This window comes from Granulicella rosea (assembly GCF_900188085.1).
Classification (GTDB): Bacteria; Acidobacteriota; Terriglobia; order Terriglobales; family Acidobacteriaceae; genus Edaphobacter; species Edaphobacter rosea.
Map to the genome: position 1 here is coordinate 266,158 of NZ_FZOU01000002.1, position 17,192 is coordinate 283,349.

12 protein-coding genes and 1 other RNA gene are annotated in these 17,192 nt (G+C 62.6%); 5 read left to right on the forward strand and 8 right to left on the reverse strand.

Going from position 1 to position 17,192, the window contains the following annotated elements:
* Nucleotides 1-2: 2 nt before the first annotated feature.
* From pdxS to CHB87_RS07215, 3 genes are all read right to left on the reverse strand, one after another.
* A complete protein-coding gene (gene pdxS, locus CHB87_RS07205; RefSeq protein WP_089407739.1) occupies nt 3-1,001 on the reverse strand; it encodes a pyridoxal 5'-phosphate synthase lyase subunit PdxS in 999 nt (332 codons plus the stop codon).
* Nucleotides 1,002-1,145: 144 nt separating this feature from the next.
* The gene (locus CHB87_RS07210) at nt 1,146-3,947 is read right to left on the reverse strand and encodes a RecQ family ATP-dependent DNA helicase (protein ID WP_089407740.1); all 2,802 of its coding nucleotides are present in this window, start codon (nt 3,945-3,947) and stop codon (nt 1,146-1,148) included.
* Between the two features lie 104 nt (nt 3,948-4,051).
* Complete coding sequence (locus tag CHB87_RS07215; RefSeq protein ID WP_245817868.1) at nt 4,052-7,534, reverse strand: TonB-dependent receptor; 3,483 nt, start codon at nt 7,532-7,534, stop codon at nt 4,052-4,054.
* A gap of 258 nt (nt 7,535-7,792) precedes the next feature.
* Here CHB87_RS07215 and CHB87_RS07220 point away from each other — a divergent pair, with 258 nt between their 5' ends.
* The 5 genes from CHB87_RS07220 to CHB87_RS07240 all read left to right on the forward strand — a co-directional run bounded on the left by CHB87_RS07220 (nt 7,793) and on the right by CHB87_RS07240 (nt 14,056).
* The gene (locus tag CHB87_RS07220; protein ID WP_089407742.1) at nt 7,793-8,020 is read left to right on the forward strand and encodes a hypothetical protein; all 228 of its coding nucleotides are present in this window, start codon (nt 7,793-7,795) and stop codon (nt 8,018-8,020) included.
* Between the two features lie 92 nt (nt 8,021-8,112).
* Nucleotides 8,113-9,276 (forward strand): 3,4-dihydroxy-2-butanone-4-phosphate synthase, encoded by a 1,164-nt coding sequence (gene ribB / locus CHB87_RS07225; protein WP_089407743.1) that lies wholly within the window; start codon nt 8,113-8,115, stop codon nt 9,274-9,276.
* Nucleotides 9,277-9,374: 98 nt separating this feature from the next.
* Nucleotides 9,375-10,436, forward strand: a complete 1,062-nt coding sequence (locus CHB87_RS07230) for an NAD(P)-dependent alcohol dehydrogenase (protein WP_089407744.1) — start codon at nt 9,375-9,377, stop codon at nt 10,434-10,436.
* 5 nt (nt 10,437-10,441) lie between these two features.
* Nucleotides 10,442-11,449: an AraC family transcriptional regulator gene (locus CHB87_RS07235; protein WP_089407745.1), complete on the forward strand. Its 1,008-nt coding sequence runs from the start codon at nt 10,442-10,444 to the stop codon at nt 11,447-11,449.
* A gap of 480 nt (nt 11,450-11,929) precedes the next feature.
* On the forward strand, nt 11,930-14,056 hold the full coding sequence (locus CHB87_RS07240) for a GDSL-type esterase/lipase family protein (RefSeq protein WP_176441641.1): 2,127 nt from the start codon (nt 11,930-11,932) through the stop codon (nt 14,054-14,056).
* Nucleotides 14,057-14,124: 68 nt separating this feature from the next.
* Here the strand turns inward: CHB87_RS07240 and ssrA are convergent.
* The 5 genes from ssrA to CHB87_RS07265 form a co-directional block, all read right to left on the reverse strand.
* Nucleotides 14,125-14,476, reverse strand: a transfer-messenger RNA (tmRNA) gene (gene ssrA, locus CHB87_RS07245).
* A 60-nt stretch (nt 14,477-14,536) separates the two neighbouring features.
* On the reverse strand, nt 14,537-14,956 hold the full coding sequence (locus CHB87_RS07250; protein ID WP_089407747.1) for an EamA family transporter: 420 nt from the start codon (nt 14,954-14,956) through the stop codon (nt 14,537-14,539).
* A complete protein-coding gene (locus CHB87_RS07255) occupies nt 14,957-15,394 on the reverse strand; it encodes a CYCXC family (seleno)protein (protein ID WP_281252319.1) in 438 nt (145 codons plus the stop codon).
* A gap of 305 nt (nt 15,395-15,699) precedes the next feature.
* Nucleotides 15,700-15,981 (reverse strand): 4a-hydroxytetrahydrobiopterin dehydratase, encoded by a 282-nt coding sequence (locus CHB87_RS07260; protein WP_089408119.1) that lies wholly within the window; start codon nt 15,979-15,981, stop codon nt 15,700-15,702.
* A gap of 23 nt (nt 15,982-16,004) precedes the next feature.
* Nucleotides 16,005-17,108, reverse strand: a complete 1,104-nt coding sequence (locus tag CHB87_RS07265; RefSeq protein ID WP_089407749.1) for an HD-GYP domain-containing protein — start codon at nt 17,106-17,108, stop codon at nt 16,005-16,007.
* Nucleotides 17,109-17,192: the final 84 nt, after the last annotated feature.

Below are 17,192 nucleotides of genomic sequence, written 5' to 3' on the forward strand. Positions count from 1 at the left end.
CACTACCAGCCGCGGTTCTGCATCATGTCGGCCTCTTCGATCATGCCGACGGCAAGACCCTTCATTGCGCCCAGGCACTCTTCAGAAGCCTCGGTGAGGATCGCCGGGTTGTTGAAGTGGGTGGCGGCGCGGACGATCGCCTTTGCGCGCGATTCGGCTTCCGCGCGCTCCTCCGGGTTGAACGGATCGCCGACCTTCGCGCCGAAGAGCGCTGCGGATTCGGAGTCGTGCAGGTGCACGTCGAGGCGGATGTTGCCCTCCTTCATGAAGATGCCGGAGCCGACGAAGACCGTCTGCGCGCCAAGCTGCATCATCAGCGCGGCGTCGGCCGGGGTGGCGATGCCTCCGGCGGAGAAGTTCGGCACGGGGAGCTGGCCGGTCTTCGCAACCATGGCGACGAGTTCATACGGCGCGCGCAGCTCCTTGGCGGCGGCATAAAGCTCCTGCTCGGTCAGGACGGTGAGCGCCTTCATCTCGGAGGTGATCTTGCGCATGTGCTTGACTGCGTGGATGACGTCGCCGGTGCCGGGCTCGCCCTTGGTGCGGATCATCGCGGCGCCTTCGGCGATGCGCCGGAGAGCCTCGCCCAGATCTTTCGCGCCGCAGACGAACGGCGTCGTGAAGGCGTGCTTGTCGATGTGGTGCAGCTCATCGGCGGGGGTCAGCACCTCGGACTCGTCGATGAAGTCGACCGCGAGATGCTCGAGGATCTGCGCTTCGACGAAGTGGCCGATGCGCACCTTCGCCATGACCGGAATCGACACGGCCTTCTGGATCGCCTTGATCATGGTAGGGTGCGACATGCGGGCGACGCCACCCTGCGCGCGGATCATCGCCGGAACGCGCTCGAGCGCCATGACGGCCACAGCGCCGGCCTGCTCGGCGATGATGGCCTGATCGACGTCCATGACGTCCATGATGACGCCGCCCTTGAGCATCTCGGCAAGGCCGGTCTTGAGGCGTAAGCCGCTGTGGTTTCCGTTGTTTGCGTAGTCTGCCATACTTATTCTCCCTGCTTCGCACGTCCGGTGTGCTCACGGCGCTTCGCGATTGACAAGGATAAGTTTAGCAGTTCTGTGCGGAGTGACTCGGTACAGCACTGCAAGGACAACGGCAAATCCCCTGCGGGATGACAAACCGGAAAACTAGCGGCAGAGTTCGAGGATCGCCGCACCGAACTTCTTCACCTTCTCGGACCCCATGCCGGAGATCGCCTCCAACTCGGCGAGCGTCCGGGGACGCTCGAGGACGATGCCGCGCAGGGTGGTCGCGCCCATCAGGAAGAACTGCGGCTTTCCGGTGCGCTCGGCCTCGGCCTTGCGCCACGCGCGCAGGCGCTCGTCGAGAATTTGCTGGTCAGGAGTGAGCGCGGAGGTCAGGTCGGGCGAAACAGCCGGCTTTGCCTCGATGACAGCTTGCGCTTCGACCAGCTCCGGTTCGGGCGCGTAGTCGGCGGTGCAGAGCGCGAGCAGCGCGCCGTAGAAGGCCGGCGGCAGGTCGGTGCGGAGGCTGGTCAGGCGGGAGAGTTCTCGGTCGGTTCGGGGCCGGAAGCGCAGGAGTTCGGCCAGCGCCGAGTGCGAGAGCAGCGCGCTGGGCTTGACGTTCAGCTTCGCGGCCTGCTGGTCGCGGAAGAAGCGCAGGTCGGCCTCGAAGTCCTGTTTCTGGCTGGTCGTGGCGGGGCGTTCGATGAGCGGCGGCGAGGCGACGGCGGTCGCTGGGCGGGGCGGCGCTGCCGGAACGTAGCTCTCTTCGTCCTCGTCGAGCGTCGAAGCGTGTGCAAAATAGTCCGCATCGTCGCCAAAGGTTTGCGGGTCGTCGCTGGCCTCGGCGAGGAACGATTGGGCCGGTGCGGGCGCGCGTCTGGGCTTTGCCGCCTTCGGCGCCGCGGGACGGGCGACCGGGGCGGCGCCGCCCCGGCACATGGCGATGATCTCCGCCCCGTAGCGGTCGGCGCGGTCCGGGCCGATGCCGCTGACGCGCAGAAGCTGGTCGAGCGTCTGCGGCTGGGCCTGGACGATGCCGTCCAGCACCTTGTCGGCGAAGACGACGAAGGCGGGTTTGCCGGTCTTGCCGGCTTCGGCCTTGCGCCACTCGCGCAGCCTGGCTTCGAGATCCTTCTGGCTGGCGCTGTAGCTGGCCGCGGCCTGGACAGGATTGAAGCCGCGCAGCACGCCGGTGGAGCTTGATTTCGACCTGGATTTGGACTTAGACTTCGGCGAGGAGTCTTCGGGAACCTCGCGCAGGACGACGGGGAGGTCGGCGCCGGGGTCGAGCGTCTGCCCCTCGTAGGTCAGGCTGACCTTCTTGTACTGGATAACCTTGCCCTCTGGGTTCGTCCACTGGTCGGAGGTAAACGACACGAGTCCCGACCGGGCCAAGGCGTCGAGCAGGCCATCGAACTCCTTGCGGTCGATGCCGAGGGCCATGTCGGTGAAAAGGCGGCCGGTGGCCTTGGGCATGGCGCCGTCGAGCGCGCGGAGGATGGTGCGGAGTTGGCGGTCCTGCTCGGCCGACGGCGCCGAGAAGCTCTGCGCCGTCGCGCCCTCGGGCGAGCAGAAGTCGCAGTGGCCGCAGGGCCTGGTCGCGTCGGCGACATCGCCGAAGTGGCGGATGAGCGCCGTCATGCGGCACTGCTGGGTGTCGGCATACTGCTGCATGCGGTCGATCTGCGAGCGGCGGAACGCGATCTGCGCGTCGTAGCCGGACTTCCAGGCGTTCGACGGGTTATTGCCCCGGCGCACATTGCCAGCCATGTCAATCTGGGCCGCGCCCTGGCTGGCGAGCTTTTCAATGGACTTTGCGAGCGTGTCGGCGTCCATGCGAAGGCGCGCGCGCAGCTCGTCGGGCTGCTTGAACTCGTCGTTCAGCACGGCGGCAACCTTGCCCAGCTCGGAGATCGGCGGGTAGTCGCGCTCGAGGAAGAAGTCGTGCATCTTGCGGTCGGCGAAGCTGTACAGGAGGATGGTGCGGCTGGGGGCGCCGTCGCGTCCGGCGCGGCCGATCTCCTGATAGTAGGCCTCGACCGAGGCTGGCAGCGCGATGTGGACGACGGTGCGGACGTCGGCCTTGTCGATGCCCATGCCGAAGGCGATGGTGGCGACGACGACCTCGATCCTGCCCGCCTGAAAGCCTGCCTGCACGTGCTCGCGAACGCTGGTATCGAGCCCCGCGTGATAGGCCGAGGCCTTGCGTCCGAGCATTCCTGCGAGTTCGTCCGCCGCCTTGCGTGAGGGCGCATAGACGATGGCCGGGCGGGCGCCGGGGCGGTTCAGCAGCTCGACCGTGAACTGGTTGCGGCGCGGCTTGGACATCTCCACAACCTCGATGTGCAGGTTGTCGCGGCGGAAGCCGTGGATGAAGAGCGCGGGCTGGTGCAGGTTGAGCTGGGTGGCGATGTCCTTCTGGACCTGCGGCGTGGCGGTCGCGGTGAGGGCGATGATCGGAGCAGGGCGGAGAGCCGGTAGATGCTCGCCGAGCGTACGGTAGTCGGGGCGAAAGTCGTGTCCCCAGGCCGAGATGCAGTGGGCCTCGTCGATGGCGATGAGGCTTGGTTTTCTCTTCGCCAGCATCTCCGGAAAGCCGGGGACGCGCATGCGCTCGGGCGCGATAAAGAGAAACTGCAGGTGTCCGTCGAGGTAGTCGCGACAGGCTTGACGCGCGTCCTCCCGAGATAGCCCGGAGTGGATGCGGGCGACGCGCAGGCCGGCGGCGGTGAGCTTGTTGGCCTGGTCGTCCATGAGCGCGATGAGCGGGGAGATCACGAGTCCGGTGCCGCCGCGCGCGATGGCGGGAATCTGGTAGCAGAGGCTCTTGCCGGCGCCGGTGGGCATGACGAGCAGCACGTCCTTGCCGTCGGTGGCGGCGCGGCAGACAGCCTCCTGATTGGCGCGGAAGTTGGCGAAGCCGAAGGTCTGGTGCAAAAGCGCGCTGAGATCGTTCGAAGCCATGGGTCAGCTTCTATGTTCGCATGGTCTTCGCTTTGGCGTTGACGGCCAGAAAAAACCCCATGTCTCGGAGGCGAGACATGGGGCGCCCCGATTTCGGGGTGAGTTTAGTAGAGGATCTTCATGCCGAACTGGATGACGCGCGGCTCGAAGGTGCTGGTGACCTGTCCGCCGCCGGTTGCCGCGCCGCCATTGTTGGTGCCGGTGAGCGTGCCGGAGGGCAGGTACAGGTTGGTGTGGTTGAGGATGTTGTAGAACTCGCTGCGGAACTCGACCTTCAGGCCTTCGAGAGGGGTGGAGAACTTTTTGTTGAGCGAGAGGTCGGTCTGGTAGAAGGGCGTCGTGCGGAAGGGGTTGCGAGCGGAGTTGCCGAACGGGCTGCCGGTCGTGGACGGGAGGGTGAAGGCCGCGGGGTTGAGGTACTGGATGTATCCGGTGGACGCGATCTGCGTGCGCTGGATGGGGTTTACGCCCTGGACCCGGTTCGGACGATAGAGGTTCGCGCCGCGGAAGCTGTTGGAGATGGTCGGCGAGACCTGGTTGGCGGCCGAAGGTCCGTAGGTGACGTTGAACGGCGTGCCCGACTGCATGGTGTTGATGACGGAGAGCTGCCAGCCGCCGGCGAGTGAATCGACCACGCCGTGGCTCTCGGCGAGGAAGTGGCGGCCGTGGCCGAAGGGCAGCTCGTAGACGATGCTGGTGATGTCGGCGATGGGCAGGTTGTAGTCCGACTGGCCGTAGTCGGCGCGGATGTTGTTCCCATCCTGTACGGAGGGCGTGTTGCCTTCGAGCGAGGCGCTGGTCATGTCGAGCGCATGGCCCCAGGTGAACGAGTTCAAGAGGGTCAGTCCGGCGAGAAAGCGCTGTTCGTACCGAACCTGCAGCGAGTTGTAGTTGGACGAGAACTCGTTCAGCGCCTCGGTGATGTCCGAGAACTGGGTGAAGGGCCGGTTCGCCTGCGCATAGCCTATGGACGGGTTGAGCTGGTTGGCGTTCACGAAGCCCTGCAGCTTCAGGCCGTGGTTGCCGACGTAGGCGATGTCGAGGCGGGTGTTCTTGAAGAGCTCGCGCTGCACGCTGAGGTAGTAGCTCTCGACGTAGCTGTCGCGGGTGTTCTTGGGCACGTAGGTGATGTTGTCGGTGAGCGGGTTGAAGGTGGTGGTCAGGCCGGTGGGGAAGCCCTGCTCCGCGCTGACATAGCAGACGCCGATCTGCGAGACGGTCGGCGACCCGGCGCAGTGGTTGGTCGTGGAGGGCTTCAGGTTCGCCTGGTTCACGGCGACGAAGAGCGCCTGCGGTGCGTTGATGGCGAGGATGTCGCCCGAACCGGCGCGGGTGTAATGGACGTAGCTGGTTCCGAATCCGCCGCGAAGCGCCGTCTTCAGGTCCGGCGCGAAGGCGAATCCGACGCGCGGTGCGAAGTCGTTGTAGTCGGGATTGATGAGGCCTTTGCCGTAGACGCCGTCCGCATTCTGGAGCTGGTTGACGACGCCCGAGGTGACGGCCGTCTTGCTGATGGTCAGCACGGTCTGGGTGCCGGGGTCGAAGTTCGAGATGAAGTCCTTCTGCTCAGAGTAGGGCGAGGCATACTCCCAGCGGACGCCGAGGTTGAGGGTCAGGTTCGGGAAGACCTTCCAGTCATCCTGCACATACACGTTGTGCGCCTGCTGGCGAAGATGCGCGGTGAAGACGTTGGCGGCGGAGTAGCCGCTGGTCGTGCCGAAGAGGAAGTCGGCCCAGAAGTTGTCGGAGACGGCCGCCGTGCTGGTGACTCCGGCGAGGTTTGGCGCGCAGGCGGTCGTTGAGCCGGCGACGGTGGTTCCGGCCGGGCAGAGGCTGTATCCGCCGCTATAGGTGAACGAACCGAAGAGGGGATTGTTGTCGCTGACGGCCATCCAGATGTGCTCGTACTCGTAGCCGAACTTCAGCGAGTGACGGCCCTTCACATAGGTGAAGTTCAACTTCGGGTCGAGCAGGGCGGGATTCTGGAACTGCGGATTTGTGCTCTGGCGTCCGAAGCCGGTAAAGCCGCTGATGCTGGTCGAAGGCAGACCGCCCGAGACCGCCGGATCGGTCGGCAGACCGGGGATTGCGAAGGAGGTGCTGCCGATCGAGGTGGAGAACTTTCCGGCCTTGGTGCGCGAGAGGCCGACACGCGCGTCGAGCACCTTGTTGGCGCCGAAGAGACGCGTAAAGCCAAGCACCGCCTGCTGGTCGAGGACGCGGATCTTGCCGTTGGTCTGACCGTCGAGCGGCAACGGCAGGGCGGCGGCGTTCAGGCCGTTTTCCTTGCGGTCGCTGACGCGGAGGAACCACGACGTCGCCGGGTTCTCCTGGTAGTCGAAGCGGAGATCGCCCTTGTCGGCGTTATCGCGAAAGGGAACCTGCACGGCGTAATCGTTCTGCGCCAGACCGGTGGTTGCGAGGCCCGTCGTGGGTGTGTTGACCTGGCGGAATGCGGTGATGATCTGCAGCGAGAGCGGATTGATGTCGCTGGTTGGGATGGCGACTCCGGGCGCGTAGGTCTTGCCGGTCAGCGGGTTTCTGGTCGGGACGACAAGAACGCCGTTGAGCTCGTTCTGCGTCGGCAGGGTGAAGACCGAAAGCGGCTTCAATACCTGACGGAAGCCCTCGTAGTCGAGGAAGAAGAAGAGCTTGTTCGGGACGATGGGGCCGCCGAAGTTCATGCCGAACTGGTTACGGTTGAAGGTCGGCTTCTTGAACGGTACGGTGATGCCCGAGCTGCCGACCTGCGTGGGTTTGAAGAAGCCGGTCGCGTTGAGGTCGGTGTTGCGGATGAACTCGTAGACCGTGGCGTGGAAGCGGTTAGTCCCGGCCTGCGAGGCGACGTTGATGGTCGCGCCGGAGGACCGGCCGAACTCGGCGCTCTCGTTGTTGGTCACGACCTGGAACTGCGCGACGGAGTCCGGCGGAACGGCGACGATCTGGTTGTCGAAGCCCTGGTTCGATTCGCCGTAGGCGTTGTTGTCCAGGCCGTCGAGCAGGAAGTTGTTGAACATGCTGCGCTGGCCGTTGATGTTGTAGGCGCCGGCGCGGACGAGCGAGTTGATGGAGCTGGTTGTCGCCGCCGTCGGCGCCTGGCGCGAGCCGGTGACGAGGCCGAGCAGGTCGGAGTAGTTGCGGCTGACGAGCGGAAGCGCTTCAGACTGGTAGTTGGTGATGGTCTGGCCGCGTTCGCTGGACTCGGTCTCGATCTGGAGGGCGACGTCCGAGACCTCGACCGTGGTCGCCGTGCCGCCGACCTTCAGGGTGAGGTCGATGCGCTGGCGTCCGCCGACCGAGACGTTGATCTTGTCCGCGATAGCGTCCGAAAAGCCGTTGGCGCTGGCGGAGACCTTGTAGACGCCGACACGCAGGGTGGGCGCCTCATAGTCGCCGGAGCCGCCGGTCGTGACCCGGGTGACGATGCCGGTGTCGAGGTTGGTGATGGTGATGGCGGCGCCGGCGATGGGCGCGTTGCTGGAGTCGCGGACGGAGCCGACGACGCTGCCGTTGTCGTACTGGGCCTGAAGCGATACACCCGCGCAGAGGAGCGGCAAAGCCAGCACGATGGCCGGTACAGAGGTCAAACGATTCTTTCGCATGACCTGCACGTTACCGGTAGAGAGGTTACGTTTCGCTGAATGGAATGTGAACGATGGATGAGAAACCGCTTGCGAAGCTGTGGGTTTCGTGGCCTATCGCCCGATCGGCCAGCGCGCGCTTGCGCCGGTGTCGGATACGCTTCTGGGTGCGGCTTGATTTGTAACCCGAATCGTCCTAAACTATAGTCTTGTCGCAGAGTCCGCCTTTTCGCGGAAATTTGTTGGTTTAAGGATCCAGAGCATATGGCAAAGCGTCGTGGAAATCCGAACTGGGGTAAGCCGGAGCCGATCGGCCCCGTCGTCCCGACCGTCACCTCGTTCGAGATGGTGGTAAAGGAGTTCAAGCTGACCCCGGATCAATACATCCGGTCTACCCGCCTTCGCGAGTGGGCCCGTAGGAACAAGAACTCGAAGTACATTCCCGAGGCGCTGCTCGAGGCCTGGGGTTTTGAGATCGAGTCTACCCTGTAAAACATCCAATCTTCGAGTTGGATGGAGACGCCGCCCAACAAACGGGCGGCGTCTTTGCGTTCGGCGTAAGCTGAAGAGAGAACGAGGGTGACATGGTGCAGAGCGAGGTTGTGGGGAGCAGGACATTTGCCGAGGTAAAAGACGCCATCGAGGCATTCAAGGCCGGCAAGATGGTGATCGTCGTCGACGACGAGGACCGCGAGAACGAGGGAGACCTGACGCTCGCCGCGGAGTTCGTCACGCCCGAGGCGATCAACTTCATGGCGAAGTTCGGCCGCGGACTTATCTGTCTGACCCTGACCGAGGACCGCGCCGACTACCTGCGCCTGGGCCCGATGACGCAGGACAACACCTCGCGCTTCGGCACCGCCTTCACCGAATCCATCGAGGCGCGCGAAGGCGTGACGACCGGCATCTCCGCAGCCGACCGCGCCCATACGATCAAGGTGGCGATCGATCCGGCGTCGACCGCGCACGATCTGGCGCGTCCGGGACATGTCTTTCCGCTGCGCGCTCGCAAGGGCGGCGTGCTGGTTCGCGCCGGCCAGACCGAGGCCTCGGTCGATCTTGCGCGTATGGCAGGGCTCGTCCCGGCCGGCGTGATCTGCGAGATCATGAACGACGACGGCACGATGTCGCGCGTGCCGGATCTGGTGAAGTTCTGCGCCGAGCACGACATGCTGATGGTGACGGTCGCGGACCTGATCCGCTACCGGCTGCAGCACGAGCGGTACATCCACCGGGTCGCCGAATCGATGCTGCCGACTCCCTTCGGCGAGTTCCGCATGATCGCCTATGAGAGCGACGTCGAAGGAGGCGAATCGCACGTGGCGCTGGTGATGGGCGATGTCTCAGCGGACGAGGTCTCGCTGGTGCGCGTCCACACGCACTCGCTGGCGACCGATGTCTTCGGGGCGCACTTCGGCGAGAACGCCCAGTGCGAGGGCCGTGCGGCGATCGACAACTCGCTGCGGATGATTGCGGCCGCCGGCCGGGGCGCGCTCATCTATCTGCACAACGGCACCCCCGGCTTTGGCATCGATCGTTCGGTGACGCCGCACCGGGTCGTCTTCCAGCGCGACCGGGCGGCAAACGACCAGCGCAGCCCGCGCACGCTGCGGCAGATTGGACTTGGCGGACAGATTCTATCCGACCTCGGCATCCGTCGGCTGCGCCTGCTGACGAACACGCCGACCCACGTTCCGGCGCTGCAGGGCTTTGGCATCGAAATCGTGGAGCAGGTACCGCTGGGTTAGCCAAATCTTCACGGAACGAACCGGCGGTTGTCGTGTTCTGCATGGAGATTGGCGTGTTTGGCATATCGTCAGGATCTAGACCGGTCTACCTTTGATTCATGTACAACGCAAAAGCTTATTCCGCTGCCAGTGAGACATCGCCGCTTGCATCCACCACGATCGCGCGGCGCGATCCAACCGAGAACGACGTGCAGATCGAGATTCTCTTCTGCGGTATCTGTCACTCGGACCTGCACCAGGTCCGCAATGAGTGGAGCGGCGTGATGCCGACCGTTTACCCCTGCGTCCCGGGCCACGAGATCGTCGGACGCGTCACCGGCATCGGCGCCGGCGTGACGAAGTTCAAGGTCGGCGACCTCGCCGCGGTCGGCTGCATGGTCGACACCGACGGCACCTGCTCCGAGTGCAAGGCTGGCTACGAGCAGTTCTGCCACAACATGACCCTCACCTATAACTTCCCGGACAAGCATACCGGCGGCGTCACCTACGGTGGCTACTCGGACAGCGTCGTCGTCGACCAGAAGTTCGCCCTGAAGGTTCCGGCGAGCCTCGACCTTGCGGGCACTGCGCCGTTGCTCTGCGCCGGCATTACGACCTACTCGCCGATGAAGCACTGGGGCGTTGGGCCAGGCAAGAAGGTTGGCGTCGTCGGACTTGGCGGCCTGGGCCATATGGGCGTGAAGTTCGCGCATGCGCTGGGCGCACATGTCGTGCTGTTCACCACCTCGCCGAACAAAGTCGAAGACGCGTTGCGTCTGGGCGCCGATGAGGTGGTGATTTCGAAGAACGCCGACGAGATGGCGAAGCATGCAGGCAGCTTCGACTTTATTCTCGATGCGGTTTCGGCCGATCACGACATCAACGCCTACATCGGCCTGCTGGCCCGCGACGGCAATATCTGCCTGGTCGGCGCTCCGGAGAAGCCGCTGGCTGTCTCAGCCTTCGCGCTGCTCTTCGGACGCAAGAGCCTGTCGGGTTCGCCCATCGGCTCGCTCGCCGAGACGCAGGAGATGCTCGACTTCTGCGGCGAACACAACATCACCGCCGACGTCGAGGTCATCCCGATTCAGCAGGTCAATGTGGCCTATGACCGCCTGCTGAAGCAGGATGTAAAGTACCGCTTCGTCATCGACATGGCGTCGCTCAAGAACGAGGCATAAACGCAATGAGCAAACACTTTCGGGTTCCCGGCCGCCTGGCGCTCCGTCTGCAGGAACTGGGAATCTCTGTGTCTGCATTGCTGCGCGATGCGGGGCTGGCGCCGGGAACCCTGGACCAGCCCCGCATCCTGCTTACGACGGAGGAGTTCTTCGCGCTCTGGCGGGGAATCGGCCGGCTGAGCAAAGACCCCGGCATCGGGTTGATCCTGGGCACGGAGACCAAGCCCGAGCACTTCGACCCCGTCGCTCTGGCCGCGCTCTCGACCTCGAGCTTTGGCGAGGCGACGCGTCAGATGGCGCGCTACAAACAGCTTTCGTGCCCGGAGAAGATCATCCATCGCACCGATGGCCCGGAGTGGAGCATACAGTTCCAATGGCTGCTGGCGGACGATCACGAGCCCGAGGTCCTTACCGATCTCTGCTTCGCGTACGTTCTGAACATAGCGCGGCATGGCACAGGAACGAAGATCTCCCCGCTGCACCTGGAGTTGGCCCGACCACGTAGCTACACGCGAACGCTCGAACGCCACTTCGGCTGCCCGGTCATCCTCGGCAAGCCGCGGAACGCCATCGTCTTTCGAGCCGCGGACGCCGAACTGCCGTTCGTCACGCGCAACGCCGAGCTGCTGGCCATGCTGGCGCCCCAGTTCGACGAAGCCCTGAAGGCGCATACGGGAGACGAGAGCTTTCCCGAGCGCGTGCGCGCAACCATCCAGCGTAAGCTGACCGGCCAGCGGCCCAGGATCGAGGAGATCGCCCGCGAACTTCACCTGAGTCCGCGTACGCTGCAACGCCGCCTGCAGGATACGGGATTCAGCTTCCAGCAGGTGCTCGAGCAGGCCCGCCACCAGCTTGCGCGGCACTACCTGAACAACTCCATGCTGGAGTTGAACGAGGCGGCCTACCTGCTGGGATACGAAGACTCCAACTCGTTCGTCCGCGCATTTCGCGGGTGGGAGGGAGTGCCTCCCGCGCACTGGCGCGAGGCTCAGCGGACGAGGCTGGCGACATAACTCGTTTGATTTTTCACATGAGCGTGGAATGTCGGTGAATAATCTCGACGCTAGCGACGGTTATTCTCAGCGCTTCTTTTCCCGCCGATAATGTTTGCGGCAAACGGGTCTCACTTCAGGCTCACAATCAGATAGTAGCTGGCGTGCGGCAAAGAATAGCTGACGTACCTATAAGTTGTCGTGTATGATTTTCTCGATAGATTAAAAAATAAATATCCGCACGAGCTGAGAGCAGATTACCGTCTCTCTTGAGTTCCTGTAGCAGGTTGTGCTCGCATTCGAAGGATAGCGGATATGAAATCAAGATTCCACTTGATATGGGTATTGCTCGCTTTGTTCTTGATCGCAGTTAGTCCGGGCGCAGCAAGCGGACCTGGACCTGCTGCTCCGACGGTAATAGTGACGCCGGCTTCACCAAGCGTCACGATCATGCAGCCTTTGACTGTGGGAGTTTCGGTTGGCGGCGGGAGAGGCAACGCGATGCCGACCGGCACCGTAACGCTGACCACCGGAAGCTATACATCCGCGCCCTTGGCCTGGACGAGCAGCAACAGTATAGCCTGGATCGGCGACTCGTTGAGTGCTCCTCCAGGAGGTATTGCACTTGGCGCTCACTGGACAGACCAGGTGCCCATGCTGAATCAACAAGCCATTTACATGCCTAATGTCAGCTGGAACTACGCTGTCGCGGGGCAGAACACCGATTACATGCTTAAAACGGAACTCCCGCTTTTATTGGCGATGAGTCCACTTCCAAAATATGTCAATATCCTCGGCGGGATGAACGATGTCATCGGAGCAGTTCCTGCGTCTACGATCGTTGCAAATATTACGGCCATGGTATCTGCTCTCCAAGCGGTAGGGATCACTCCTATACTCTGTACAATTCCGCCCAATGACACTTACCCGATAGAGGTTGAGACGGTCAATGCCGCCCTCACCAAATTAGCCGCCTCGCTTCGCGTGACGCTCGTGGATTTTTGGACTGGTCTGGCTCAAAGTAACGGCGCTTATCAGGCCCAGTATTACTTCGACGGCACACATCCGAATGTTCCGGGATATTCGGAGATGGCCAATGCCTTCATCGCGCAGACCGCCTCTCTTTATAGTGGGGGAACGGTGTGGCTCCCTACCAATGTTCAGGACTTGGTGAATTTGGCTCCGGACCCCTTCATGGAGAACGTGCCCACCTCCTGGGTTCAGACCTTTTATAGCAATTTCGCGACACTTCCCGTCGTGAGCGGCGTTGCAGGCGCCTCTCCAGTCGTCGGTAACTGGATGCAGGCAGTTATTGCAGTGGATGGTACTGCTGGACACTATGCGATCTTTGGTCCAGGCGACACAGCAAATGCACCTGCAGGCGATTTGATGCTCTTCGTCGCCCGCATTAAGGTCAGCGGACTCTCAGCTCTCTCTCCCTTGACCAACCAGCAGGGAATCAGCATCTTCGCGGGTCAAACCTCGGATTTAGACCCCTTCGTCACGCCAGTGTTCAATCTACAGGCAGACTGCCCAGACTGCATTGTTGCAGTCGAGTACATGCAGCCGACTGCGCCTGCTTCTGGCTATAACGTGGGTCCGCAGGTCTATTTCACAGGCGGCTCTACGGCAGGCGTAGTGACACTCCAGCTTGCTCAGTTGGGAATCGTGGATCTCACTTCCATCGGAACGCACCTCGACAGCACCGGCAGCGCATCCATCGGCATTCCGCCTGGGACGCTGCCGCTGGGGACAGACAATCTGAAGGTCACGTATACCCCTGACGCAGCCAGTTCTCCCAGTTATAACCCTGCCTTTGGAACAGCCTCGGTGGTAGTTGAGCTTCCGGTGGCGATCATCACCGGCGCGACGCTGCCCTCGGGCACCGCGGGATCGGCCTATTCGCAGACGCTGACAGCCACAGGCGGAGCAGGAGTTGGCTATAGCTGGATGGTTACGGCGGGGAGCGGCAGCCTAACTGCGCTGGGTCTGAGCCTGTCCGATAGCGGTGTCCTAACGGGGGCCGCACCCGTCGCAGGCAACGGAAGCTTTACTGCCGAGGTGACAGATCTAAACGGAAATAAGGCGAGCCAATCGTTTTCCGTAACTGTGAACCCCGCCCACACCTTCACGATTGCCGGCGTAACAATCTCAGTTCTGCCGGGCGCCGTCACTGGAAACTCCTCAACCATTACCATCACACCGGAGAATGGCTTCAAGGGAATTGTCAATCTGAGCTGTGCCATCACTCCAATCGCGGCAAGTGATTCCGCGATATGCAGCTTTTCTCAACCTATGATTGGGGTAAGCGGCTCTTCAGCGCAAAGCACAACCCTGTCGGTTTACACGACGGCGGCTACCGCTCTTGATCGACCTATGAAGCCGTTTGGGCCTGTGGCTGGTTTGGTGAGTCTGGCGATGGTGCTTTTTGTAGGCATTCCGGCGAGACGGCGTAACTGGCCGGCATCGTTGGGATTGCTCCTCTTCCTTGTTCTCGCTACTTCTGCCATCGGCTGCGCGGGCGGTTCGAGGAATCCGGGCACGACGCCGGGAAGCTATATGGTCACCGTAACCGGCACATCGGGAGCAATCACGACGACAGGTGCCGTGCCCCTCATCGTACAGTAGACGCTTGATCATACTAAGGTGAGAAAAGTCTCATCCTGGTATGGTGCCGCTTCATTTTAGTGAGGAATTGGTGGAGGCGGTGGGAGTCGAACCCACGTCCGAAAAAACTTCCAACAGAGAGCTTTCATGCTTTTCCACGTTCATCTTTGTCTCGTCATCACCGCTAGGAACGGGCGAAGAAACGATGACGACCAGCCTGATTGATCTCGTCATTGCCGTACAGACGGAACAGCGTTGACCAGCCTACTGTGCGACGATCGGTACCGGCCCGTAGGCTAAGCTGGAGCGATCGGCTACTTACAATTAAGCAGCAAGAGCGAACTGAGGTTCGGCACTTATGGTTTTGTGAGCGATTACGGGTGTCCACACCCCGGCATGCCTCTCTGCCACAAGCAATCCCGTCGAAGCCGTGACGCCCCCATTTTGGAGCTGGCCTAACATTGCGTTGGGCACTCAAAGAACTGACTCGATTATAACGCGTTATGCAAAAGCCAGTACGAGCGCGCCCATGGCAATCAGCCCGCCGCCCGCCAGCTTCATCGGCGTCATGCTTTCGCCCAGAAACAGCCACGCGCAGAGGATCACAATCACGACGCTCAGCTTGTCGATCGGCACCACGCTCGACGCCGGACCAAGCTGCAGCGCACGGAAGTAGCAGAGCCACGAAAGGCCGGTCGCCACGCCTGAGAGCACCAGAAAGACCCAGCTTCGCCGGCCGATCTGCGCGATCTCCCCGTGCTTGCCCAGGCCAATCGCGATCGCCCAGGTAAAGACGAGGATCACCGTCGTGCGAATCGCCGTGGCGAGGTTGGAGTCGATGCCCGCGATGCCGATCTTCGCCAGAATCGCCGTCGCCGCCGCAAACCCGGCCGAGAGCAGCGCCCAGAAGAGCCAGCCCACCTAGAGCGTGGCCTTTTCGAGGTCGACGTTCATCCACTCGCCGTGCTCGATGCCTGCGCGAATCTGCGCCGGCGTGCGGCCCTTCTTCGTCTGCTGATAGCTGTAGACCGCCTCTTTCATGCAGGTCGAGCAGGCCGCGCCGTGTGTCGCCTCGAAGCAGCTATGCAGGCTATTGTGGCCCATCTCGCGATCGCAGCGGCAGTAGCAGGGCTGCTGGTGCAGCACGCCGGGAATCTTCGCCGCCATCTTGTACGCGACGACCTGGTACGGATGCGAAAAGTATGGACCGGTCAACTGGGCGCCCGACAGAACCGGCGGCAGAGGCCGGCTGGGAGCCGCCGCGTTGTAGGCCGGAATGTCGTCGGCAGGGTTTGCCCACTGGGCGGAAGCCACGATCGTTACAAGTCCAAGCGCCAGACATCCCAGAAGCTTCTTCATGCTTTCCATGATAAACCGCGAAGAGAAACAGCGGCAGGGAAGCATCCATCCGGATTCCACCTCGTTGCCGGCGCAAAAAAAGGCGGCATGAACGGTGATCAGTTCATGCCGGGAGGCCAGTGACGCAACTTGTGGTTAGCTGCCCAAAGTGTTTCGGGGCTAACAAAGTTTCCGGGGAGGTATCTCGCCCGTAGTCAAAGAATAGCATCGCAACCGCTTGAGTGGAAGAAAAAATATGGAATTCCATCAATTTCTATGAAAAATCTTGCAGCGCGCTCCGCCATCTACTGTTTTTAGGACAGTTCTCAAACCTGCAGGGCGCGCACAGAACGGGCAAATTCTGTATCCCGCGTTGTGATTCCGTTAGCCGCGTGCGTCACCAAGGCCAGGCGCACACGTTTATAGCGTATGTCGATGTCCGGATGGTGGTCGCGCGCCTCGGCGAGCACAGCGATTCGGTCCACGAACGCGATCGCTTCGGGGAAGGTGGAAAACTCCCACTCCCGCACGATCATGCCGCCGGCGAGGCTCCACTGAGGCTCTTGCGCCAAAAACTCGGCCAGTTGTTCTCCGGTCAGGATCTTCATACCCGTCATGCTAGGCGCTTCCGCTAGACGTACGCAACCTCGGGCCGGCAAAGGATCGGGCTTCCTGCCTTCGGCGCGAGGCGGGCGATCTCCGCGCGCAGCTCGCTCCAGCCCACGGGATCCATGCGCAGAAAGACCTGGACGATGGCCGGGTCGAACTGCCGCCCCGAGCACCGCTCGATCTCTTTGCGTGCCTCGACGAAGGTTGCGCCCTTGCGGTACGGCCGATCGGAGGTGATGGCGTCGAGCGTGTCCGCGATGGCGAAGATGCGCGCGCCGAGCGGAATCTCTTCGCCCTTGAGTCCGCGCGGATAGCCGCTGCCGTCGAAGCTCTCCTGGTGTGCGTAGACGATCTCGGACGCATCCTGCAGGAAGGGGATCTTGCGCACCATCTCATACCCGCGGGCGCAGTGTTCGCGCATGATGATCAGCTCGTCGGGGTCGAGCTTGCCCGGCTTCAGCAGCACCCGGTCCGGCGTGGAGATCTTGCCGATATCGTGCAGAAAGGCGCCGCGCGCGATGATCTTCAGGTCGTTCGCGCCGACGCCCATCTCCCGCGCCAGCGCGATGGTGTAGGCCGTGACGCGTTTGGAGTGGCCCTCGGTCTCCGCGTCGCGCAGGTCGAGCGCGTCGCCCATGGCCTCGAGCGTGATGTCGTAGCTGCGTTCGAGATCCTGCATGGTGGCGCGCAGCCGCGCCGTGCGGGCGGAGACCATCTCCTCGAGATTCTGCCGGTAGACCACGTTCTGCGTCCGCAGACGGCCATGCTCCACCGCCCGCGTTACGACGCTGAGCAACTGCGCGCGGTCGAAGGGCTTCAGCAGGTAGTCAATGGCGCCGCGCCGAAAGGCGTTTGTCGCCACGTGAATATCATGTACCGCGGTGACGATGACCACGGGAATTCCTGCATGATCCGCGCAGAGGTGGTCGAGCAAGGCAAGCCCATCCATGCCCGGCATCATCAGATCGGAGAGCACGAGGTCGTAGCCCGTGCCCTCTTTCATCAACTGCAGAGCCTCCTCGGCGTTGCGTGCGCAGACGACCTCGTAGCCGCTTCGCTCCAGCAGCGCCGAGACGATACGACACACAGCCGATTCGTCGTCTACCACCAGAATGCGTGCAGTCATGCAGGGAGATACCCGGGCGCAGAGGCGCGATATCCACATCATCGGCAACGAGGCGCGAGACTTCACCCCATCGCCCCGGCCCGC

Excerpts from the sequence above, each read along its gene's own strand:
- pdxS (WP_089407739.1), bottom strand. The coding sequence starts at position 1,001 with ATGGCAGACTACGCAAACAACGGAAACCACAGCGGCTTACGCCTCAAG.
- CHB87_RS07210 (WP_089407740.1), bottom strand. The coding sequence starts at position 3,947 with ATGGCTTCGAACGATCTCAGCGCGCTTTTGCACCAGACCTTCGGCTTC.
- CHB87_RS07220 (WP_089407742.1), top strand. The coding sequence starts at position 7,793 with ATGGCAAAGCGTCGTGGAAATCCGAACTGGGGTAAGCCGGAGCCGATC.
- ribB (WP_089407743.1), top strand. The coding sequence starts at position 8,113 with ATGGTGCAGAGCGAGGTTGTGGGGAGCAGGACATTTGCCGAGGTAAAA.
- CHB87_RS07230 (WP_089407744.1), top strand. The coding sequence starts at position 9,375 with ATGTACAACGCAAAAGCTTATTCCGCTGCCAGTGAGACATCGCCGCTT.
- CHB87_RS07235 (WP_089407745.1), top strand. The coding sequence starts at position 10,442 with ATGAGCAAACACTTTCGGGTTCCCGGCCGCCTGGCGCTCCGTCTGCAG.
- CHB87_RS07240 (WP_176441641.1), top strand. The coding sequence starts at position 11,930 with ATGCCGACCGGCACCGTAACGCTGACCACCGGAAGCTATACATCCGCG.
- CHB87_RS07255 (WP_281252319.1), bottom strand. The coding sequence starts at position 15,394 with ATGAAGAAGCTTCTGGGATGTCTGGCGCTTGGACTTGTAACGATCGTG.
- CHB87_RS07260 (WP_089408119.1), bottom strand. The coding sequence starts at position 15,981 with ATGAAGATCCTGACCGGAGAACAACTGGCCGAGTTTTTGGCGCAAGAG.
- CHB87_RS07265 (WP_089407749.1), bottom strand. The coding sequence starts at position 17,108 with ATGACTGCACGCATTCTGGTGGTAGACGACGAATCGGCTGTGTGTCGT.